Raw genomic sequence first — 22,633 nt, 5'->3', positions numbered from 1 at the left:
AAAAATTATGAAAAAATTATTTCTGCTTGATGGCATGGCATTGATTTTCCGAGCCCACTTTGCTTTAATACGTAATCCACGTATCAATTCTAAAGGAGTAAATACAAGTGCACCTATGGGGTTTGTAAATTCTCTATTAGAAATTTTAAAAAAGCAGAATCCTACTCATATAGCGGTATCTTTTGATTTACCAGCCCCAACATTCCGACATAAAATGTTTAGTGAATACAAGGCAAATAGACAAGAGACACCTGAAGATATATCAATTGCTATTCCAATTGTGAAGAAAATTGTTGATGCTTTTAATATTCCTAGAATTGAAATGGAAGGTTTTGAAGCAGATGATGTTATTGGAACATTAGCAACAGAAGCTTCTAAAAGGGGTTTTCAGACGTATATGATGACGCCTGATAAGGACTATGCTCAATTAGTTGATGAGAATACTTTCTTGTATCGTCCATCTACGAAAGGAGGGATTGAAATTTTAGGCGTAAATGAAGTTCTTGAGAAATTTGATTTAGATCGTATTGACCAAGTAATTGATTTATTAGGTTTACAAGGTGATGCTGTTGATAATATTCCGGGGGTTCCTGGTGTAGGACCAAAGACAGCTTGTAAGCTTTTAAGAGAATATAGTACTGTTGAAGGTATAATTGAACATTCTGATGAACTGAAAGGTAAACTTAAGGAACGCGTTCAGGGAAACGTAGAACAGGCATTAATGTCTAAAGAGTTAGCCACTATTAAATTAGATGTTCCTGTAGAATTTAATGAACAAGAGTTACTTATATCTGAACCTAATAAGGAAGAACTTGTAAAGATATTTACAGAATTAGAGTTTAAAACCTTACTTCAGAGAGTTTTCCCTGGAGAAAAGAAAACAATAACTCCAAAAAAATCTATCAAAGCAGGTGAACAAGCGTCTTTATTTGGAGGGAGTACTCCAAGTTCTTCAACGTCTACAATAGACACAGAAGAAGTTGTAGAGGAGGAAGTAATAATAGAAAAATCTACAATAGCTACTGTAAATAAAAATTATAGATTAATAGATTCTCCGGAGAGATACGAAGAATTAGTTAGTTATTTAAGTAGACAAAAAGAATTTGCTTTTGATACAGAGACAACCTCTTTAGATGCTTTAGAAGCAGAAGTTGTTGGGATGTCTTTTAGTGCGACTAAGGATGAAGCATACTATGTTCCAGTTCCATTAGACAAAGAACAAGCAAATAATATATATACTTACTTTAAACCTCTTTTTGCAAATCAAGAAATACTTAAGATAGGTCAGAATTTAAAATATGATCTACAAGTACTTGAAACTGCTAATGTAGAGGTTAAAGGGCCTTTCTTTGATACCATGCTTGCACATTATCTGTTAGAGCCAGATAAACGCCATGGTATGGATGCAATTTCTGAAGTATATCTAAATTATGTTCCTGTATCAATAGAAACTATTTTAGGTAAAAAAGGAAAGAAGCAAAAGAACATGAAAGATATGTCTGTTCAGGAAGTATATGAATATGCTTGTGAAGATGCAGATGTAACACTTCAATTAAAAGAAGTTTTTGAGCCACTTTTAAAAGATAAAGGACTTGATAAGTTGTTCTCCGATCTTGAAATGCCTTTAATGGAGACATTAAAAGATATGGAAAGAGAGGGTGTTAATCTTAATGTAGAATCATTAGAAAAATATTCTGTAGAGTTAGCAGAATCTGTTGAGCAATTAGAAAAAGAGATTTACATCTTAGCTGAAGAAGAGTTTACAATCTCTTCTCCTAAACAGCTAGGAATAGTACTTTTTGAAAAAATGAAGCTTGTTGATAAACCCAAAAAGACAAAAACGGGACAATATGCAACAGGAGAAGAAGTACTACAAGGTTTAAGGAATCATGAAATTGTCGGTAAAATTTTAGATTTCCGTCAATTGAATAAATTGAAAAGTACTTATGTAGACGCACTTCCTAAACTGATTAAATCAGATGGTAGAGTACATACTACTTATAATCAGGCAATAGCTGCTACTGGGCGTCTTTCATCTACAGATCCAAACTTGCAGAACATACCAATTAAAACATCAAGAGGTAGAGAAATCAGAAAAGCATTTGTCGCTAGAAATAACGATTATACTTTTGTTGCTGCCGATTATTCTCAAGTAGAATTAAGAATTATGGCTGCTTTTAGTGGTGATAAGGAAATGATTGATGCGTTTAAAAATGGTAGAGATATCCATACAGCAACTGCAGCAAAAGTATTTAATGTAGCAGAAAGTGATGTGGATACAGAGATGCGTAGAAAAGCAAAAACAGCCAATTTTGGTATTATCTATGGTGTATCTGCTTTTGGTTTATCGCAACAATTAAATATACCTAGAAGTGAAGCAAAAGCATTAATTGATGCTTATTGGGAAGAATTCCCTTCTGTTAAAAAGTATATGGATGATGTGATTGGGAAGGCCAGAGATAATGAATATGTAGAAACATTAATGGGCAGAAGAAGATATCTAAGAGATATTAATTCTAGAAACTTCACCGTGCGTGGTATGGCTGAAAGAAATGCTATCAATGCACCTATTCAAGGTACGGCGGCTGATATTATCAAAAAAGCAATGATTGAAATTCAGGCTTGGATGAAATCGGAAGGGTTGAAATCTAAGATGATCTTACAAGTTCATGATGAATTAATATTTGATACTCATAATGATGAACTAGAACTCTTAAAAGCCAAAATTAAGGAATTAATGGAAGGTGCTTATGACATTGGAGTTCCTTTAGAAGTAGAGATTGGAGAAGGAAAAAACTGGTTAGAAGCCCACTGATAAATAGTATGAGTACAAATAAATTAAATACTGAAAAGTCGTTCTTCATAGGTTTGCAAGATTTTATGCGTTTAATACGTGGGTCGAACTTATTTATCATCTTTGTTACACAATGGATGGGAAGAATATTCTTGATAGGAGATTCTTCTAATATTGAAGAATACCTAAGAGATTTTAATTTTTTCTTATTGACACTTTCTACTTTATTAATTGCAGCAGCGGGGTACATTATTAATGATTACTACGATATAAAAATCGATGCAATTAATAAACCTAGCAAATTAGTAGTTGGTAAGGTAATGAAGAGACGTGTAGCCTTGTTTACGCATACTGTATTTAATTTAACAGGCATATTAATAGGCTTTTACCTTTCTACTGAAGTAGGGATTGTATGTTTTATAATTTCGTTTTGGTTGTGGCTCTATTCAAATACACTAAAAAGACGTGCCTTTATTGGAAATTTGAGTGTAGCTGCTATTACATCTTTATCTGTATTTTTACTTAATATATATTTTGTAGAGAACAATATGGAGGTATATCAATTTGGGATTTTTGCGTTCTTCGTCTCAATTATTAGAGAAATTATTAAAGATTTGGAGGATAAAGAAGGAGATGCTCAGTTTGGTTGTAAAACATTACCTATAATTTGGGGTGATGGTAAAACCAAACAACTAGTATATGTTCTCTTTGCTCTATTTATTCTAGTTTCTGTATTTATGATATTACATATGAGACAAGAGTATTTTCAATATTACTATTTGATCCTATCAATACCTGCTTTCTTTCTTATTTATAAGGTATATAAGGCAGGGACAAGTAAGGATTATGCATCTATAAGTAAAATGATAAAATTTTATATGTTAGCAGGAATATTAGGAATGCTATTTATATAATAAAGAAATCCCATTCTAATTGAATGGGATTTCTTGTTTTAAAGTTTATATGTAAATTGAATTGGTTAGAAAAGAAGTCGTCTTATTTTGTTGATGTTACGTCTGTGCTTTCGAAAATTTTATCTGCTGATGAGGCAACGAACCCTTCAAATAGTTGTCCGTCTTTTTGTGGATACCTCATTGCAAACTCGTAATAGCAAGAAGGAATTTCGAAATCACCTTCTTGGAATTTTATTGTTACTTTGTCAGCCAAAATACTCGACTGTTCCAAGCATTGTTCCTTGCTTCCTTTGATTTCACCTCCAGAAGTATTCATCTTAAATTTATGCTCTTTCAAGAATTCATTTACACTTTCTAGCGTGGTAAAGTTTTTAAGCTTATTACAATAGATTGTGAAATGATTAGCTCTAAAACCAAAAACATACATCCAAGCGGCATATTCAGATTCTTTTAAAAGCTTTTCGTAAATTTTATGTGATGGTTGTCCCCAAGTACGTCCACTAAGTAATAAATTAGCGGGTGATGTTGATGTTAAATCAGATGTTGCAATAATTGAATCTGCTACATCTTGAATAAACTCACTACATAATTCTAAACGTAGTTCGCTAATAAATATTTTCGGGGCATCCTTATTATACATATGCTCGTAATGAGAAGCCTTTAACTTTTTAGCTTCAAATATGTATTCTCCTTTTTTCTCGTATCCAATACTAGTAAAAGGAGCTGATAAGGTTTCTACGTTTACAAGTGGGTTGTTAAACGTACGAATGGCGATGTGATCATTAGAGATAGATTCGCCTTTCTTTTCAAAAATTGATTGAATTTTAGCAGCAGAGGGAGTGACTTTAACGTACTCGTCCCAAAGCTTCTCTACAATATTTTCCATGTGTTTACGGTTAGGATGTTAGTATATCAATTATTATATAAATGTAATATTTACGTTTAAATTGATATGCAAATATACACATGAATTTTTACAGGCAAAGGAAAAAACGAATTATTTTATTTTTTGGAAAATTATAGTGCCGTCATTCATTTCTATACGCTCATATTTGTCTTTAATGATCGTTAGGAAATCTAGTATTTGTTCCCCTTGATTGTTAGAGTCAATTATAGTTTCAGGTAAGTCTTGATCAAACTCATTATAGATAACTCTTAATTGATCATAGCTATCTACATTACTAAAATAATTTTGACAAACTCTCCAATTTAAATAAGGTGTTGCTAATTTTTTATCTTGATAATAGTCGTAATTAGTTCCAAATACCAATACGCTCTTGCCGATTTCATCTCCGAAAGAAATTGTTTTACTCCATGCATTGCTGTAAGGAGATTCAATTTTCTTAGGAAGAATATCAAATGCAGTAGTATACATAATTGCAAGAAGTAAACTACAATAGACCCATAATGTACTTTCTGCAAAAATACCTCTCCGAATTAAAAGAAGCTCATGTGTACAGAAAAAAGCTAAAGATGGAACAAATAAAATTAACTGGAATGAGGCAGTATATTGTGAAAATATAATACTTAATGAGGCTGTAATTACCCAAATAAGCATTACTTGTTGGATACTCTGCTGAGAGTTAATGAAGGAATTGTATGAGAATGTTCTGAATGCACCAAGTAAGAATATTATAGTAGGCAATATCATTAAAATAAGCATCTGCTCCCAAGATAATATAAAGTTATGTTCTAACTGTGTAATGGTTAAGATACATAATTTTACAAACTCAGTTATATTACTATTGTAGTAGAGGTAAAGAAAATAACTACCCCAAACAATGGTAAATCCAACAAAAGCCAGGAAAAGCCTTCTTAGTGAGGTGACTCTAAAACTTGCTAAGGCAAAAATACCCATCAATAAGAAAGAGAAAGATGGAAGGTAAGCCAATGATGCTAAACCAAAGAATATACCAGTGTTCAGTATACTTTGTTCTGTATCTGTTCTCTCCATTCTTAAAATGTTTCTTAGTCCAAACAATAAGAATGTCAGACTTATTAGAATAGGAGAGAGGGTCATGAAATCATAACTGATATTAGAGAATACCAAATACAGAAACCCAGGTATAAATGTTTTTTGTTTATACGCTTCGCTTCTATTCAACATGGTATTAAATAGAAATGACTGGAAAAAAGTCAAAATCGAAGCAATTACAAAAAAGGTGACTTGAGTGCCACCAAAAAATTTAGCAGCAAACCAATAAACACCTGCAGATAAGGGAGCAATATTGTCCCATACATCTTGGTACATCATGCTTCCATCCGCTAATTTCTGACCTAAAGTAATCCAATGTATTTCTTCTGACATTAATGGTATTCCACTTAACCAAATAGGAAGTCGAATAAGTATAAGTAGAAAAAGTAGTGCGATTAAACGTAAAGGATCGTTGATCTTAAAAAATGAAAGCATCTCTTTGTACTAAATTTGATGTTTTTTTGGTTTGCTTTTAGAACTTATCTTGTATAAATATCGTCATCGTTATCTCCTTTATCATCAGGAATATCGATGTCTTTAAATAAGTCTTCTATTTTTTCAGCTTCTTCAGAAGTATTGTCATAATAAAAACGTAATTGAGGAATTACTCTTGCTTGATGACGAATACGTTGACCTAGTATATTACGAATAGCCTTACTTTGCACTTCAATTTCTGCTACTTTACTTTCTGGGTCTTTCACCAAAAGAAAGCTTAAATATACTTTTGCTAGGCCTAAATCAGGTGATACCTCAACTTGTGTTACAGTGATAAAAGATCCACCGAACATTGAAACACTATTTTGCTGGAAAATTTCACCTAAATCTTTTTGAATTAAGCGAGAAAATTTATGTTGTCTTTTACTATCCATTATAATGAATTAATAAATTATGATTCTATTTTAAATACAAGTCAACGAATGTTTAGAGTATAAAACATAGTTGACCATATGAACTTACAAAGTTCGAAAAAAAAATCTTAATTGAAGCGCATTTTCAGTTATTCCTTATCGTCATCGTCATAATAATCATCATCGTCATCATTTTCGAAGTCAAAATGCTGAAAATCATTCTTTTCTTCTACACCAAACAATTGTTCTTGAGAGGCAGATGAATTTCCTTTAATATCAAACCTTTCTTCTTCCTCATCATCAAAGTCATCATCATAATTGTCAGAAGCTTCTTCCTCATTAATTTCAAAATGATTTGTAGCTAAACCTTCAGCACTTTCGTCATCATCATAAAACTCACCCTCTACTGGAGCTGTATCTTCTATTGTAGTTGTATGCTGTCCAAAATTATTTTCTACTTGAGTGGCTGTAGATACTTTTGGGACAGGCTTATTTAAAGTATGTGTTACCGTTAAAATCATATACAAATCGTTATACAACGATTTTAAAATAAATGACCTTGTGAGCGAATGTGTAGTGTCTACCTTAAAGAGTTCTTTTCTAATATCTAGAAATACATACATCTTATCATTTTTAACAACACAATTCACCTTTGCCTTAAAGTGTTTTTTAATCTTGTATAACTTCTCAATAAAATCATCCTTTAGACTACTTTCAGCAGCGGCTCTATTTTCTGCGTATACTTTAAATATTTCTCTGTATTTAGGGTGTTTTATTGGTACATAAGTCCCATAACGTTCATCTTTTTCTTCAATTAACCGTCCTAAATGACCCCAATGTTTCTGGATATCATCTTCAAAAATATATACATCAGATGCTGGAGGTTCTTTTAGCTCTACAATCATAAAGAAGCCATGGAAAATAGTTTCGGTTTTTGCTTCTTCTTGCTTTTTTTTATTTAGATACCATTTGTTTTTTGGAGGTAATTGTTTTGCAACTTCAACCTCAGAAACAGTGATATTAATTCCATCTATGCTTCCTGTAATAAGGTCATCTCCTGTATATATATCAGGAATAAGAGGATCTACGCCACTTCTTATCCATTCATTTATTGGGATAAAATCTTCGGGTTCATAATGAAGAGAAGGGTCCATAAATCGGATCATTTCTCGAACTACTAGTTCCTTGTATTCTTCTTCAATTGTCTCATCAAGAAAATTGTTTTTAAAATAAAGGTGAGAAGCAAAAGGAGCGAATATGCACATAAAATACAACCCGTAATCATGTATTTGATTTAAATAGACAAGTATCCATGCTATAAAAATCATAAGGAATGTTAGTCCGCCAAATTGTAGTCGTTTGTTATGCATCTGGAAACGTTTTGCTTCAAGATCTTCTAACTGCGGTTTAATATTCTCTTTAAAAAAGGCTTTAAATTCTTCGAAAGATTTCATAAAAAATTAGTGTAGAGCGAATACTCTCTTCAATTCTATCGATGAATATAAGGAGAATCTGTTTAGAAAGTTAAAAAACAAGGATTATGAATGCGGAATAATTGCAATATTCATAATCTTGTAAGAATTTAGCACAATGAAAAAATTTTTAGTCATACAAACAGCTTTCATTGGTGATGTGATCATGGCAACCGCTGTTGTAGAGAAATTAATAAAATTTTATCCTGAAGCGGAAATTGATTTTGTAGTCCGTAATGGAAATGAAGGGTTGTTAAGAAACAATCCGTATATAAATGAAGTTATAATCTGGAATAAGAAACAGAATAAAAATAAAAATTTATTTAAAGTTGCAATGGAAATCCGTCGTCGAAAATACGATAGGGTTATTAATTTGCAAAGATATTTCTCAACGGGTTTAATGACATTTTTATCTGCTGCAAAATCAACAGCAGGTTTTGATAAAAATCCTTTGAGTGGATTTTTTTCTATTAAAAAGCCTCATGTGGTTGGTTTAGGTAGAGAGCAGGAAAACCATGAAGTGGCAAGGTATATTTCACTAATTGAAGATATCACAGATAATAAATTTGTTAAGCCAAAATTATATCCTAGAGAAATTGATTACGATAAAGCTAAATTTGACGGTGATTATGTAACTGTAGCACCTAGTTCTGTTTGGTATACAAAGCAATTTCATAAGGATAAATGGGTGGAGTTAATCAATAAAATTCCTGAAAATATTACAGTTATTTTAATTGGTGGACCTGGTGATTTTTCTGTTTGTGATGAGATCATAGACAAAGTTAAGAGAGGGAATTTATGTAATTGGGCAGGGAAACTTTCTTTTTTACAATCTGCAGCTTTAATGAAAGGGGGGATTATGAATTTTGTAAATGATTCTGCTCCACAACATATGGCAAGTGCAGTTAATGCACCTCAGACTGCAATTTTCTGTTCTACTATTCCTGAATTTGGTTTTGGACCTTTATCTACAAATTCGAAAATTGTAGAGGTAAAAGAAAAATTAGATTGTAGACCTTGTGGAATTCATGGTCATAAAAGTTGCCCTAAAAAACACTTTAAGTGTTCTATGGATATAGATGTCGAAGATTTGCTCTTAGACGAATGGAAGTAACGTTAATTTAAATGTTTTAACTTACTGTTACTAATACAAACTAACAAATTAGTCGTAATGAAAAATTATCATCTAACTGCAGGACCAAGTGAACTGTATTTTACTGTTGAACAACATATTCAACAAGCTTTAAAAGAAAATATTGCGGTTGTGTCTCACAGAAGTGCTGCATTTCAAGATATGTTTGGCTTTACAGTAAGTCAAGTGAAAGAAATGTTAGGTGTACCTGCTGATTTTCATGTAGTATTTACAGGTTCAGCAACAGAGGTATGGGAACGTCTTGCTCAAAATTGCATTACTAAAAAAAGTGCTCACTTTGTAAATGGATCATTTTCTGAAAGGTTTCATGCTTTTGCTGAGGCCTGGGGAATGGAAACTCAAAAAATTGAAAAGCCTTTAGGAGAGGGTTTTAATTTAAATGAAGTGGATATTGACAAGGATGTAGACTTTATTGCGATTACTCAGAACGAAACAAGTACGGGTGTTCAATTCCCTGTTGAAGATATCTATTCATTACGTAAAGAACACCCAAATGCTATAATAGCAATTGATGCCGTTTCTTCTGTACCTTATCTAAATATTGATTTTAATCAAATAGATAGTTTATTCTTCTCAGTGCAAAAAGGAATGGGTTTGCCAGCTGGATTAGGAGTATGGATATTTAATGAAAAGTGTGTAGATAGAGCAAAAGAAATTAAAGCTACAGGTAGACATTTAGGTGGTTATCATGATATATTTACACTTCTAAAAAATGCTTCTAAAAATATGACTCCTGCAACTCCAAATGCATTAGGGTTATATACTTTAGGTAAAGTTTCAGAAGATTTAATCCGTAGAGATATGGATATAGTTAGAAGTGAGACGGATTACAAAGCAGCATTACTTTATGGAGCTGTAAATGCACATAAAGATTTAGATTATGCAGTGAAAGAGGAAAGAGTCCGTTCTAAAACAGTAATCGTTATCGATGTGAAAGAAGGTAGATCTGCTAAAGATTTAATGACTTATTTATCTGATAAAGGATTAATTGTTAGTTCTGGATATGGAGCAAATAAAGCGACTCAAATAAGAATAGCAAATTTTCCAACACATTCTAAAGAACTCTATTTTCAATTAGTAGATCTTATAGAAGCTTGGTAGTTAAAAGTTAATTATTGAATATAAAAAAAGGATAAATCATTATAATGATTTATCCTTTTTTTATTCTAGTATTTATTTAATGACTAAAACTTTCAATGTCTTTTGGACTATGCTTGTGTTTAAACAAGACAGCAAAAAGTAATGCAACTACTAATGAATAGATAGCAAAACTTGTCCAAACACTAGGCCATTGAATATCGCCATTAGTGGTAAAGAATGCATCAATCATCCATCCACTAATAGAACTACCTAATACAGCTCCAAAACCGTTTGTCATCATCATGAATAACCCTTGACCAGAAGCTCTTATTTTTTCATCACATTGAGATTCAACATAAAGTGATCCCGAAATATTAAAGAAATCAAATGCCATTCCGTAAACAATACAAGAAATGATTATCCAAGGAAGTCCTTCTGCCGGATTACCAATAGCAAATAAGCCAAAGCGTAAAACCCAAGCAAACATACTTATCAGCATTACTTTTTTAATGCCAAATTTCTTTAAGAAAAATGGAATAGCCAAGATAAATAATGTCTCAGAAACTTGAGAAATAGACATTATAATTGCTGGATATTTTACAGAAAGTAAATCTTTATATTTATCTATTTTTGCAAAATCATGTAGGAAAGTGTCTCCGTAAGCATTAGTTAATTGTAATGCAGCCCCTAATAGCATAGAGAAAATGAAGAATAGAGCCATCTTTCTCTCTTTAAAGAGTTTGAAAGCATCTAGACCAAGTGCACTTGCTAAGGTTTGATTTTTAGGCTGTTTATTTACATCACATTTAGGTAATGAGAAAGAATAAATACCTAGGCACAAAGAGGCAATAGCAGAAACATAAAATTGCATTGCAGACTTTTCAAAACCTAATAAACTTACTACCCACATTGCAGCAATAAAGCCTATTGTTCCCCATACTCTAATAGGAGGGTAAACTTTAACAATATCTAAGCCTTCTTTTTTTAATGCTGAATAAGCAACAGTAATAGAAAGTGAAATTGTGGGCATATAGAAGATCATGTTAATTAACATGACAACAAAAAACATATGAGGTGTCTGAACCTCCGGAATGTAGAATAATATTCCGGCACCCATAATGTGGAAAATACCTAGTAGTCTTTCTGCATTGATATATCTATCTGCGATAATACCTGTAATAGCAGGCATAAAAATAGATGCAATTCCCATTGTAGAAAAGATAGCACCAAACTCAGTACCCGACCAGCCTTTGTTTTGAAACCAGTAGCTACCAATGGTAATTAACCATGCTCCCCATATAAAGAACTGTAAAAAGTTCATTATTGTTAAACGCAGTTTTAAGCTCATGTTTTATTAATTGTGTTCATATAAATGTAATGGATACAAATATAAACTTAAATACTATTTTATTGCGTTATAAACTGATACTAATTCTTAACAGAAATAATACTTTTACCAATCAATGACTTTTGTCTAGTTTAACGAAAAAATACTATTTGTTGTATTGGGGTAAATTCTAACGGAAATTGAAATAATGCTATACTTATCAATCTGGATCCATTAACTGGCTGGCTCTTGTTTCTTTTTTATTGATGTAGTTCTTTTTTACGTACCCGAAATTAAGGTTAACTCCAACTCTTATACCGAGTGATTGAGAGTTTTGCCAATTAGATATATTATAAACAATATCATCAGACACGGCATATACTTTTATACCGGGGAATCCTACAGATACTGCTGCACCTAATCTGGAAATCCCACTTTTATCGGCTGTGTAATTCAATCCAATACCTAAGAAATCGGCAAACCTTTTATTCATACTTACAGAGACTCTCGGGTTGAAGTAACTATCATAATAACTAAAGCCTAATGTAGCACCTATAATAAATTTATGACCAAAATCGTAACTCGAAGCTAGATTTACATAAGTAGGTAAGTAAGTAGTATAGCTATCCAAATTTCCATCTTCAGTTAATTGATAATCAAATAATGCAACTAAAGAATCGTATTGAGTATTGTCAATTTCTTGATTTATTATTTGTTGTGGAGATGCTCCAACGATTGTATAAGAATTATAATCTTGAGCACCAATTTCATAATTCCTTCTACCGTTAGTCCAAAATATTTGTCCAATATTAGTGGCAGCGAATTCAAAAAGTAATTTATCAGAAAATTGGTAAGTAAGCCCAACATCTACAGCATATCCATTTCCAGCACCTCCTGCAAGGTAATCACCAATATTTGCAGTTGAAAAATTTCCTGCTTTGTCTAAGATATTAGGTAAACCAGCTGTTTGAATTGGTCCATCTACTTTTACATGAAGTGGATAGTTTACTGCATCCTCTGTAGTTATTTCAATAGTGGCGTCAGTTGCTTGTACATTCATTATACCGCTCAGGTATTTGATATTTAATCCAAATGTCCACTGATCTTTAATATTGTAATTAAACCCAATCCCATATTCTCTATAATGAGAGAGGTTGATTGTTGGAGCAACATTAAAAGTTTTATTAAGATTATCTTGGTGAGCAGTTCCCTTAGAAAATAATTCTCCAACATCTTCATTTATTGAAGAGAGAGCTGATAATTTTTCTCTGATAAATAAGCTAATACTCACTTTGTCAGATGTAATGTATAAGCCAAAAATATCTAAATAAGCACTCGTTTCTAATACATTATTGTCTTTTAGGTTTTCAAATAGTTTCTCAAGGTCCACATTACTTCCATATTCATCATCAGAAAAAATACTGTTATAATAAAAAGTAGTAGACTCAGCATTAACATAGGCAGATGGTAATATTATAGACGTTTTATAAACACTCCTATGTGCTGGATTTAACTGAGAAGACTGTGGCATATCTTTCATGAAATAGAGCATTGTTTCTTGTTGAGCATTAGCTGTTAGACAAGAAGCAATAAACATCCATAAGAAGGCTATATAGAGTATATATTTTGAGTTAAAATTCATTTGGATCAATAGTAACTGATGCTGCAAGACCTGCTTTTATTATGAGTTTTCCAGTAGGGAAGAAAGGAACAATACCACCATTAGGTGTACTAAATATACCTTTAATATTTAATATTTTTGATTTTAATATATTTGTAGCGTCTTCTCCTGTAATTCTAATATGAAATTTCCTAAATGATGTTTCGTTAATCGATCCATCACTATTAACCTTTGCTGCTTCCATAAATTTAATAGAATTTACATTTGGGTTAGCGTTAAGGTCTACTAAATAAGGAGATATGTCATCAGCCGAATTTAAAGCATAGATTTCAAGAGTGCCATCCATAGGGAAGTGGTTTTCGAATTCTATGGAGAGATAGGCAGAATCTAAAAAGCTGATACTTTCATCAAAACCTTCTTCTATTAATAAATTTGTAGAAAAAGTGACGTCTTTTAAACCAATCTCAAATGGAATGCCTAAAAAGAAGTTGTGTTTGAGGTAAGAGTCTTCGTCAATAAAATAGCTTTTACCTTTATACATTTTGACTACAACTTCGCCTGCAATAGCTACTGCGTTTGGTTTCTTTTTTAAAGTATTCACAGCTTGTCCTATATCAAGGGTATCAATAGCTTCCTCTCCTAACGTGATTGGATAATATATTTGATCTTTATTTAAAGCTAACGGAATTATCTCGTCATTAATTGAACTCTGAGCATAGATTTCAATATTAGAAGTGTAAATATCAAGACCAAACGTATTATATGTTACTAATGATAACCTTAAATCAGATAAAGTAACATCTCCTTCATCTAACGTACTATCAAATAGAGCGATTGGTGTTATCTGTAATGGGATGTCTATTGGTATTTCGAAATCTACAAAAGGCGTAAATGTTATATTACTTATTAAGTTGACTTTAATTTCTGACTTGACTCCACTTCCTACAGAAAAATCGACTTCTTGATTATTAATTACATTTTTGATTCTTAAACCATAAACGTATTCATCTCTAACCGTAAATGATTTATCATCAAGGCTTAGTTGAATATCAAGATTAGTATTTGCAGCGATGTCATTACTTTCTTTTGTAATAACAATTGTATCAGTTGCTGAATAATGAATCAATTCTACAGTTAAAGTAGATTTTGAAGAATTAGGATTTTTGAAGTTTGATGTGAAATACCCGTCTTTAATAGTAAGGTTTTGAATATCAAAAAATAAATTTGATAAAGTGATAGGGAAAGTAATTTTTTGCGGAAAAATTACTCCTGTCACAAAGGCTCCTGGTAATAAAATATCAGTATGTAAAATGAAGTTATCTTCTGCTAAAATTAAATCGCCAGTAACTACAGCAGGAAGGGCATCCTTTTCTTCGTCAGTATACCATGTATTATATTCTAGCACCCAAGGAGTTTCTGAACTATTGACATGTGCACGGTCAGATTCACTTAATAACGATTTTAACGTTATTTCTCCATTGAGTAATGGTATAGCAAAAAATTTAGATTCTAATGGCTTAATTCTAATATTTTCAAAGTTTGAAGGGTCAAAACCACAAGAACTTAAAAATATAGAGATAACAAGAAGTAAAAAATAAAGATATCTCATGAAAAAATGGATTGTTCAATTTTTTGCAATTTAAGGTTTTTTTGCAATTAATTCGTTAATAAGATAAACAATGTATGCATTGAGTTATATCTCTAATTTCTGTTAAAATTAATTAAAAAATGTAATTTACACACTATTTCTGCTAATTAAGTATATATATGCTAAATAGGTATATATATTTAAGCTCTTATAATTAATTTTATTAAAAAAGTATTTATTCATTTATATGAAAATGAACGAGATAGCCTGTCCTAATTGCGATAGTCACTCTTATACGAAAAGTGGCTTTGTAAAAGGGCGGCAACGTTATAAATGTAAAAACTGTAATTATAATTTTTCTGTTGCAAAAAAAGGGAGAGAAGTTGATCGGAAATTTGTGATTAAGGCTTTGCAGCTTTACTTAGAAGGAGTGAGCTATAGAGAGATTGAACGTATCTTAGGTATCAGTCATGTCTCTGTTATGAACTGGGTAAAAAGATATAATATACCAAGATTGGAATCTGATGCTTATGCACCTACTTACAAACTAATGAATCATAGTGAGCTTTTGACATTTATAATCAATAGAGAAAATTTAAAAGAAGGTACCTCAATGATTACAGATTTAGGAGATAAGTACATGTTAATAACATGGCAAATGAAAAAGTAATATATACTAGTTTAGCAATAGTATATTTTTTTTAGATGATATTAAAAAGCTCTACATATATTCAAACTTCAAATACTTCAGTAATATTTAATTTTCATAGAGTCTATTGGGGCTTTATTACTCAAACTTTACAACACTAATGATTAGCAGAATTAACAACCTAGAAGACTACGCAGTAGCCTATAGGAGAAGTGTAAGCGAGCCAGAAAGATTCTGGTCAGAAGTCGCTGAGCAGTTCGTTTGGAGAAAAAAATGGGACAAAACTGTTGAATATGATTTCGACAACTACAATGTTCAATGGTACAAAAACGGTAAACTAAACATTACCGAAAACTGCCTAGATCGTCACTTACTTTCAAGAGGCGATAAAACGGCTATTCACTGGGTAGCAAATGACCCTCATGAAAAAGACCGTATTTTCTCTTACAAAGAGCTTCATGAGCAAGTATCTTTGTTTGCCAATGTTTTAAAAAGAAATGGAGTAGGTAAAGGCGATAGAGTTTGTCTTTATATGCCAATGGTACCAGAATTGGCAATTGCAGTTTTAGCATGTGCTAGAATTGGAGCAATTCATTCAGTAATTTTTGGTGGGTTTTCAGCGCAAGCTTTGGCCGACCGTATTAATGATGCAGGTGCTAAAATCCTTATTACAGCAGATCAAGGACCTAGAGGTAAAAAGGTTGTTGAGTTGAAGGCAATTACAGACGAAGCATTATTTAAATGTGAAAACGTTGAACGAGTAATTGTTTATCAAAGAACTGGTGCAGACGTAAAAATGGATTCAGAACGTGATGTTTATTGGCATGACGAAATTAAATCTGTTCCAAATGTATGTGATCCAGAAGTAATGGATTCTGAAGATCCATTGTTTATTCTTTATACATCAGGATCAACAGGTAAACCTAAAGGTGTAGTACATTCTACTGGTGGGTACATGGTTTATACTTGGTACTCTTTCAGAAATGTATTCCAATACCAAGAGAATGATGTTTTTTGGTGTACAGCAGATATAGGTTGGATTACTGGTCATTCGTATATTGTTTATGGTCCCTTGTTAGAAGGTGCAACATCGGTAATGTTCGAAGGCGTTCCTACTTTCCCAGATGCTGGTCGTTTTTGGAGAGTGGTAGATAGGTTAAAAGTAAATATTTTCTATACGGCACCAACTGCAATTAGAGCATTAATGGCTCAAGGTTTAGAATATGTAGAGCTTTATAAACTAGATAGTTTAAGAGTGCTAGGTACTGTTGGAGAGCCTATTAATAGAGAGGCTTGGGAATGGTACCATCAACATATTGGTAAAGGTCGATGTCCTATTGTTGATACATGGTGGCAAACCGAAACAGGTGGTATAATGATTTCTCCTATTGCTGGAGTAATACCAACTAAACCAACATATGCTACTTTGCCTTTGCCGGGTATTCAACCAGTTTTGGTAGATCCAGAAGGGAATGAAATTGAAGGAAAAGGAGTTGAAGGGAATTTATGTATTAAATATCCATGGCCATCAATGTTAAGAACAACATGGGGTGACCATGAGAGATGTAAACAAACTTACTTCTCAACTTTTAAAGGATTATATTTCACAGGCGATGGCTGTCGTCGAGATGAAGATGGTTATTACAGAATTCTTGGTCGTGTAGATGATGTTATGAACGTGTCTGGACATAGATTAGGAACTGCAGAAGTTGAAAATGCAATTAATATGCATAGTGCTGTTATTGAATCTGCTGTTGTTGGGTATCCTCACGATATTAAAGGACAAGGTATCTATGCTTACGTTGTCTGTGATTCTGCAGAATTAGAAGTAAGCACAATATTAGAATTGAAAGAACAGATTTTAGAAGTAGTAATTGATAAAATCGGTAAGATTGCTCGTCCTGATAAAGTTCAAATTGTACGTGGTCTTCCAAAAACAAGATCAGGTAAAATTATGAGAAGAATTTTAAGGAAAATAGGAGAAGGTCAAACGGATAATTTCGGAGATATTTCTACTTTATTAGACCCTTCTATTGTGGAAGCAATAAAAGAAGGTGCTGTAAAAGATAATGCTATCAATGCATAAATAATTTTAAATAAAAAGAGAGTCCTTCCATTAAGTTGAAAGGACTCTTTTTTGTTACTGAATAAATATATATCGTGTCATCTGAAAAGAAGTAGATTTATTCTCCATACTAGAAACAACAGATTTTAATTCCCATCCTTCAGTTAGTAACTCAGCTACTCTAGAAGCAACAATTGCATCGTTAGAAGCTACATTTCTATATTGTACTCCTCCTGCATTAACTATATTTAATAACTTTGTTTCCTGTAAGTTATCCACTTTTGCATCACTTCTATTAATGTCTTTTTGCTTTGTGTCTTTACCTTCTGTCCTTGTAGTGGTAAAATCTTCTGAATTTCGTATGGAGGTTACTTCAATCATTTTAGACCTGCCTGTGCTGTTTTTGGTAGTTTCAACAACGGTAATAATTTTAACTTTCCTTTCTTGACATAACCCGTAGTTTGATAAAAGAAATAGGAAAACAAATACGCAGAAATAAGTGGTTTTTTTGAGCATAAGAATAAATTTACGTTGTGATTTATACAATTAATAAAAAGCATCTTCAATATGTTTTATATCAATTGTATTTGATGTATAGGTAATACTAATGATGTCATATCTAACTAAATAATTTGAGTTATTATTAGTTTCCATGTAATGAATAGCCGCATTTGTTATATTATTGATCTGTTTTTTAGAAACGTGATTTTCAGGGAATCCAAAGTCATTTGAAGATCTAGTTTTTACTTCAACAAAAACTAGAAATCGATCTTTTTTACAAATAATATCAATCTCGTTATAGCTGTACTTGTAATTTCTTTTTAAAAGGGTGTAACCTTTATCAATCAAGTATTTTGATGCAATATTTTCTCCATTTGTTCCGAATCGTTTTTGAGCAGTTGTGTTAATTGATCTCATCCATATTGTATTTTTTAAGAAGTCTATGCCAAGAATCTTTATCAATGTTATCAACTATTTCTGAGTTGATTTTCTTATATAGTTTACTATTTCTAGGCATAAAAAAGGAATAATAATTCTGTTTGAAATTAGCTTGTGATATTTCAAATAAATCTTCTCCATTTCGTTCTTTAATAAGATAACGCATTATGGGTTTATCATGAACAAAAGCTACAATTTTCCCACTCTCTAAAGCTAAAAGCCCTTCATTAGGGTTAGAAAAAGTTGATGGATTTATTTGATGTTTTAATAGGTAGCTTTCAGCGCCAGAATGTGCAGTAACGCCTATGTTACCCTTCATTTTTCTTAATTCGCTAACAGATTTTATTTTAGCTTCTAATTGATTTAATGTCAAAGTAGAAGTAATAGTTGCTGTAAAGCTAGATATTAAACTAATGGCTACAAACATCCAAACCATAGAAATAACTCTTCCTATCGTTGTTTTGGGTGTTTTGTCACCGTAACCAACCGTTGTAATTGTAACTGTTGACCACCATATACCATCCATTATCCCTTCAATTCCATCCCTAAAATCTTTCGCATTATACTTTTTTTCAACCCACCATACTAGAGTACCAAAAAGGCAAACAATAATAACTAAAGTGAAAAGAAGTTTCATGAAACCAACCGAAAATAGGTTAGAAAAGAAGATAGTCAATTGATCTTGTTTGTCTTTAAGAACAACAACACCTAAGGAGGTAGTCATGAAAGGGTAGGTGACATCAAGTTGTCTTATCCTTGTACTACTTACAGGCATTGGATTAGCTGAAATATCAATTTGTCTTCTAGATAAACCTAAAATTAAACCAGGCATATGTTCGTATTCAACAAACTCATATACTAAATGTAAATCTTCAGCAACCATGTGCCATAAATCTATACTTAACCCATAAAAAGTTCCATCTATCCCTTTAATAACAAAGGGAGGGTCCTCTCTCACACCAACTCTTAAAATGTGGTTTTCTAGAATTGTTCTTCTTTCAGTACCAGAATTTTGAGAGAATAATATAATTGGAGAAAAAATGAATAGTAGCAATAAGTATAGTTTCATGCAGTATTTAAAAGCGAATTTTTAAGGTGTATATATTTTTAATCATTATAAATATATAAAAGTTATAGAAATAAAAAATTAAAATTGAAGAATTTAATACTACACCTTGTAAAGATTACTTACTATAAATAACCTTTCCATCTCTATTTTTAAGCGTTTGTTAATGTTTCAAGGCTGTTTTTGATTAAATTTCAAATCATTAGCTATTTCATTTATACTAGTTGCTTAAAAGTGAAATATAATTCATGTATTTGCTTATTTGTGTATACAAATATAATATATTAAATACTTTTGTTAAGTTTGTCTAGGTGCAAGTATATAACCTCAACAAACACATGGACAAATATTCCTACATCGCAAACGCTCATGGCGACTACATTGAACAAATGTACGAGGCATTCAAGCAAGATCCAGATTCAATTGACGAATCATGGAAACGATTTTTTGAGGGGTTTGAATTTTCATTAGAAAAATTCGGAGAAAACCCTGAGTTAGATGCTAAAACAAACTCAAACGGAACAAGCAAGCCTGTAACTGGTGGTATTTCGGAAGAAATGTTACAAAAAGAAGTTGCAGTAAGACAATTGATCAACGCGTTTAGATCAAGAGCTCACTTATTATCTGATACGAACCCTGTTCGTAAACGTAAAGACAGACATGCTCGTTTAGAATTAGAAGATTTCGGTTTATCTACCGCAGATCTATCAACAACTTTCTCAGCAGGTTCTTATTTAGGAATGGGATCTGCAACGCTAAAAGATATTCTAGCTAGATTAAAACAAATTTATTTCGGTCACATCGGTTTTGAATTTATGTCAATCCGTGAACCTGAAGTATTATCATGGATTCAAGATAAAATCGAAAATGAGTACCCTGCTCATGATTTTTCTCCTGAAGACAAAAAGAGAATACTAGGTAAACTGAATGAAGCTGTAGTATTTGAAAACTTCTTGCATACAAAATTTGTAGGTCAGAAGAGATTCTCTTTAGAAGGTGGTGAATCATCTATCGTAGCATTAGATACTGCAATTTTCACAGGTGCTGAATTAGGAGTTGAAGAAGTAGTTATAGGTATGGCACACCGTGGTCGTCTAAATGTATTGACGAACGTGATGGGTAAAACTTATGAAGAAGTTTTCAATGAATTTGAAGGACAGGCAGTTCCCGATGAAACAATGGGAGATGGTGATGTAAAATATCACTTAGGATTCTCATCTCAAATAGAAACACACAACGGTAAGAAAGTACGTCTTGATTTATCTCCAAACCCTTCTCACTTAGAAGCAGTTGATCCTGTAGTTTTAGGTGTTGTAAGAGCAAAGGTAGATTCAATTTACGACAATGATCCAAAACGTATTCTACCAATCTTAATACATGGTGATGCAGCAATTGCTGGTCAAGGTATTGTTTATGAAACAGTACAAATGTCGAACTTGGAAGGTTACGGTGTAGGTGGTACTATCCACTTCGTAATTAATAACCAAGTTGGATTTACAACTGACTTTGATGATGCTCGTTCTTCGATTTATTGTACCGACGTTTCTCAGTTAATTGAGTCGCCAGTATTACACGTAAACGGAGATCACCCAGAAGAAGTAGCTTATGCTATGAAATTGGCAGTTGAGTTTAGACAACGTTATAACAGAGATATCTTTGTTGATATGGTATGTTACCGTCGTCACGGACACAACGAAGCAGATGAGCCAAAATTCACTCAGCCAAAGTTATATAATATCATTGCGAAACATCAGAACCCTCGCGAAATTTTCTTCAAGAAATTAGTAGAAAAAGGTGAATTTGATGCTCAACTTGCTAAGCAAATGGATAAAGAATTCCGTCGCTTATTGCAAGATCGTTTAAATGAGATTAGACAACACCCACTTCCTTATAGACCACAAGAATTGGAAATCCAATGGAAACAATTAAAACGTGGTAAGGAAGCAGATTTTGATGAATCTCCAGATTCTTCAATCTCTAAAACAACAATTGAGGCAGTAGGGCATGCTTTAACAACTGTACCAGAGGGTTTTAAACCTCTTAAGCAAATTGATAAGTTAATTACTGAGCGTAAAGAAATGTTCTTCGATAAGAAGATATTTAATTGGGCTGCAGCAGAACTATTAGCTTACGGTTCGGTGTTATTGGATGGTAATATTGTTCGATTGTCAGGACAAGATGTTCAACGTGGTACTTTCTCTCATAGACATGCAGTCTTAAATGATGCAGAGACAAACGAGAAATACAACAGTTTACAACATATTAGTAAACTTCAAGGACCATTTTACATTTACAATTCATTATTGTCTGAATATGGCGTTTTAGGTTTTGAATATGGCTATGCTATGGCAAACCCTAGTGCTTTAACGATATGGGAAGCTCAATTTGGAGATTTCTCTAATGGTGCACAGACAACAATTGACCAGTTTATCACATCTGGGGAAAGTAAATGGGGTAGAAGTAACGGGTTAGTAATGTTACTTCCACACGGTTATGAAGGTCAAGGACCTGAGCATTCAAACGCTCGTCCTGAAAGATATTTACAATTGGCAGCTCAGCACAATATTGTAGTGGGTAATTTTACAACTCCAGCTAACTTCTTCCATGCAATTAGAAGACAGTTAACTTGGGATTTTAGAAAGCCATTAATTGTAATGACACCAAAATCTATGCTTCGTCACCCTAAGTGTATATCTCCAGAAGCAGATTTCACTAAAGGTAAATTTGAAGAAGTATATGATGATGTACTTGTAAAAGATCCTAAGAAAGTAGAAAAAGTACTTATGTGTACTGGTAAAATCTATTATGATCTTTTAGAACGTAAGGAAAAGGAAAATAGAGATGATGTTGCTATCATTCGTGTAGAACAAATCCATCCTTTCCCTGAGAAGAAAGTAAATAAAATTTTGAAAAGATATTCGAACCGTAAATCATTGAAATGGGTACAAGAAGAACCTGTTAACATGGGATATTGGACGTTTATCATGAGATCGTTTAGAAACGAAGAAGAGTTGATTAAGATGAAGTTGGTTTCTCGTAAACCAAGTGCATCTCCAGCAACAGGTTTCCCTAAGGTTCATAAAACTGAATTGGAAAGAATCGTTTCTGTAGCGTTCGATAAAGAGGACTTATAATAAAAGAA

17 protein-coding genes are annotated in these 22,633 nt (G+C 32.4%); 7 read left to right on the top strand and 10 right to left on the bottom strand.

Annotated features, from left to right (window positions below):
* The first annotated feature begins 7 nt into the window (after positions 1-7).
* Positions 8-2,815, top strand: coding sequence for a DNA polymerase I (gene polA / locus EI427_RS09215; protein ID WP_205727921.1), 2,808 nt, complete (start codon positions 8-10; stop codon positions 2,813-2,815).
* Between the two features lie 8 nt (positions 2,816-2,823).
* Positions 2,824-3,708: a geranylgeranylglycerol-phosphate geranylgeranyltransferase gene (locus EI427_RS09210; RefSeq protein ID WP_126613882.1), complete on the top strand. Its 885-nt coding sequence runs from the start codon at positions 2,824-2,826 to the stop codon at positions 3,706-3,708.
* A gap of 82 nt (positions 3,709-3,790) precedes the next feature.
* On the opposite strand, the gene EI427_RS09205 is transcribed toward EI427_RS09210, so the two are convergent.
* The 4 genes from EI427_RS09205 to EI427_RS09190 all read right to left on the bottom strand — a co-directional run bounded on the left by EI427_RS09205 (position 3,791) and on the right by EI427_RS09190 (position 7,985).
* Positions 3,791-4,594 carry a DUF1338 domain-containing protein gene (locus EI427_RS09205; RefSeq protein ID WP_126613880.1) on the bottom strand — a complete coding sequence of 268 codons (804 nt, stop codon included), beginning with the start codon at positions 4,592-4,594 and terminating at the stop codon, positions 3,791-3,793.
* 111 nt (positions 4,595-4,705) lie between these two features.
* Positions 4,706-6,118, bottom strand: a complete 1,413-nt coding sequence (locus EI427_RS09200) for an LTA synthase family protein (protein ID WP_126613878.1) — start codon at positions 6,116-6,118, stop codon at positions 4,706-4,708.
* 44 nt (positions 6,119-6,162) lie between these two features.
* Positions 6,163-6,552, bottom strand: a complete 390-nt coding sequence (gene rbfA / locus EI427_RS09195) for a 30S ribosome-binding factor RbfA (protein WP_126613876.1) — start codon at positions 6,550-6,552, stop codon at positions 6,163-6,165.
* A 128-nt stretch (positions 6,553-6,680) separates the two neighbouring features.
* Positions 6,681-7,985: a DUF3137 domain-containing protein gene (locus EI427_RS09190; protein ID WP_126613874.1), complete on the bottom strand. Its 1,305-nt coding sequence runs from the start codon at positions 7,983-7,985 to the stop codon at positions 6,681-6,683.
* 136 nt (positions 7,986-8,121) lie between these two features.
* Here EI427_RS09190 and EI427_RS09185 point away from each other — a divergent pair, with 136 nt between their 5' ends.
* Entirely contained in the window at positions 8,122-9,117 is a 996-nt protein-coding gene (locus EI427_RS09185; protein WP_126613872.1) for a glycosyltransferase family 9 protein, read from the top strand.
* A 57-nt stretch (positions 9,118-9,174) separates the two neighbouring features.
* Positions 9,175-10,257, top strand: a complete 1,083-nt coding sequence (locus EI427_RS09180) for an aminotransferase class V-fold PLP-dependent enzyme (RefSeq protein ID WP_126613870.1) — start codon at positions 9,175-9,177, stop codon at positions 10,255-10,257.
* Between the two features lie 76 nt (positions 10,258-10,333).
* Here the strand turns inward: EI427_RS09180 and EI427_RS09175 are convergent, their stop codons facing one another.
* The 3 genes from EI427_RS09175 to EI427_RS09165 all read right to left on the bottom strand — a co-directional run bounded on the left by EI427_RS09175 (position 10,334) and on the right by EI427_RS09165 (position 14,793).
* Positions 10,334-11,584: a nucleoside permease gene (locus EI427_RS09175; RefSeq protein ID WP_126613868.1), complete on the bottom strand. Its 1,251-nt coding sequence runs from the start codon at positions 11,582-11,584 to the stop codon at positions 10,334-10,336.
* Between the two features lie 199 nt (positions 11,585-11,783).
* A complete protein-coding gene (locus EI427_RS09170; protein WP_126613866.1) occupies positions 11,784-13,205 on the bottom strand; it encodes a DUF5723 family protein in 1,422 nt (473 codons plus the stop codon).
* Positions 13,195-14,793 (bottom strand): hypothetical protein, encoded by a 1,599-nt coding sequence (locus tag EI427_RS09165; RefSeq protein ID WP_126613864.1) that lies wholly within the window; start codon positions 14,791-14,793, stop codon positions 13,195-13,197. Before EI427_RS09165 ends, EI427_RS09170 begins: the two co-directional genes overlap by 11 nt.
* Before the next feature lie 226 nt (positions 14,794-15,019).
* Between EI427_RS09165 and EI427_RS09160 the strand changes: the two genes are divergently transcribed.
* Both EI427_RS09160 and acs read left to right on the top strand, forming a co-directional pair.
* Positions 15,020-15,442 (top strand): IS1/IS1595 family N-terminal zinc-binding domain-containing protein, encoded by a 423-nt coding sequence (locus EI427_RS09160; protein ID WP_126613862.1) that lies wholly within the window; start codon positions 15,020-15,022, stop codon positions 15,440-15,442.
* A 139-nt stretch (positions 15,443-15,581) separates the two neighbouring features.
* Positions 15,582-17,507 carry an acetate--CoA ligase gene (gene acs, locus EI427_RS09155; protein WP_126613860.1) on the top strand — a complete coding sequence of 642 codons (1,926 nt, stop codon included), beginning with the start codon at positions 15,582-15,584 and terminating at the stop codon, positions 17,505-17,507.
* Positions 17,508-17,561: 54 nt separating this feature from the next.
* On the opposite strand, the gene EI427_RS09150 is transcribed toward acs, so the two are convergent.
* The 3 genes from EI427_RS09150 to EI427_RS09140 form a co-directional block, all read right to left on the bottom strand.
* Entirely contained in the window at positions 17,562-17,867 is a 306-nt protein-coding gene (locus EI427_RS09150; protein WP_205727920.1) for a hypothetical protein, read from the bottom strand.
* Positions 17,868-18,032: 165 nt separating this feature from the next.
* Positions 18,033-18,404, bottom strand: coding sequence for a YraN family protein (locus tag EI427_RS09145; RefSeq protein WP_126613856.1), 372 nt, complete (start codon positions 18,402-18,404; stop codon positions 18,033-18,035).
* Complete coding sequence (locus EI427_RS09140; RefSeq protein WP_126613854.1) at positions 18,391-19,494, bottom strand: transporter substrate-binding domain-containing protein; 1,104 nt, start codon at positions 19,492-19,494, stop codon at positions 18,391-18,393. The genes EI427_RS09145 and EI427_RS09140 overlap by 14 nt, the downstream gene beginning before the upstream one ends.
* A gap of 335 nt (positions 19,495-19,829) precedes the next feature.
* Between EI427_RS09140 and EI427_RS09135 the strand changes: the two genes are divergently transcribed.
* Complete coding sequence (locus EI427_RS09135; protein WP_126613852.1) at positions 19,830-22,625, top strand: 2-oxoglutarate dehydrogenase E1 component; 2,796 nt, start codon at positions 19,830-19,832, stop codon at positions 22,623-22,625.
* Positions 22,626-22,633 lie beyond the last annotated feature (8 nt).

This window comes from Flammeovirga pectinis, from assembly GCF_003970675.1.
Lineage (GTDB): Bacteria > Bacteroidota > Bacteroidia > Cytophagales > Flammeovirgaceae > Flammeovirga > Flammeovirga pectinis.
Note: the sequence above shows the minus strand (reverse complement) of the source record. Positions and strands in the feature narration are given on the sequence as shown.

What these genes read in the sequence shown, in the direction of transcription:
- EI427_RS09205 (WP_126613880.1), bottom strand. Translation starts at nt 4,594, where the DNA reads ATGGAAAATATTGTAGAGAAGCTTTGGGACGAGTACGTTAAAGTCACT.
- EI427_RS09180 (WP_126613870.1), top strand. Translation starts at nt 9,175, where the DNA reads ATGAAAAATTATCATCTAACTGCAGGACCAAGTGAACTGTATTTTACT.
- EI427_RS09160 (WP_126613862.1), top strand. Translation starts at nt 15,020, where the DNA reads ATGAAAATGAACGAGATAGCCTGTCCTAATTGCGATAGTCACTCTTAT.
- EI427_RS09175 (WP_126613868.1), bottom strand. Translation starts at nt 11,584, where the DNA reads ATGAGCTTAAAACTGCGTTTAACAATAATGAACTTTTTACAGTTCTTT.
- EI427_RS09170 (WP_126613866.1), bottom strand. Translation starts at nt 13,205, where the DNA reads ATGAATTTTAACTCAAAATATATACTCTATATAGCCTTCTTATGGATG.
- polA (WP_205727921.1), top strand. Translation starts at nt 8, where the DNA reads ATGAAAAAATTATTTCTGCTTGATGGCATGGCATTGATTTTCCGAGCC.
- EI427_RS09150 (WP_205727920.1), bottom strand. Translation starts at nt 17,867, where the DNA reads ATGATTGAAGTAACCTCCATACGAAATTCAGAAGATTTTACCACTACA.
- EI427_RS09145 (WP_126613856.1), bottom strand. Translation starts at nt 18,404, where the DNA reads ATGAGATCAATTAACACAACTGCTCAAAAACGATTCGGAACAAATGGA.
- EI427_RS09140 (WP_126613854.1), bottom strand. Translation starts at nt 19,494, where the DNA reads ATGAAACTATACTTATTGCTACTATTCATTTTTTCTCCAATTATATTA.
- EI427_RS09135 (WP_126613852.1), top strand. Translation starts at nt 19,830, where the DNA reads ATGGACAAATATTCCTACATCGCAAACGCTCATGGCGACTACATTGAA.
- EI427_RS09200 (WP_126613878.1), bottom strand. Translation starts at nt 6,118, where the DNA reads ATGCTTTCATTTTTTAAGATCAACGATCCTTTACGTTTAATCGCACTA.
- EI427_RS09210 (WP_126613882.1), top strand. Translation starts at nt 2,824, where the DNA reads ATGAGTACAAATAAATTAAATACTGAAAAGTCGTTCTTCATAGGTTTG.
- EI427_RS09185 (WP_126613872.1), top strand. Translation starts at nt 8,122, where the DNA reads ATGAAAAAATTTTTAGTCATACAAACAGCTTTCATTGGTGATGTGATC.
- EI427_RS09190 (WP_126613874.1), bottom strand. Translation starts at nt 7,985, where the DNA reads ATGAAATCTTTCGAAGAATTTAAAGCCTTTTTTAAAGAGAATATTAAA.
- EI427_RS09165 (WP_126613864.1), bottom strand. Translation starts at nt 14,793, where the DNA reads ATGAGATATCTTTATTTTTTACTTCTTGTTATCTCTATATTTTTAAGT.
- acs (WP_126613860.1), top strand. Translation starts at nt 15,582, where the DNA reads ATGATTAGCAGAATTAACAACCTAGAAGACTACGCAGTAGCCTATAGG.
- rbfA (WP_126613876.1), bottom strand. Translation starts at nt 6,552, where the DNA reads ATGGATAGTAAAAGACAACATAAATTTTCTCGCTTAATTCAAAAAGAT.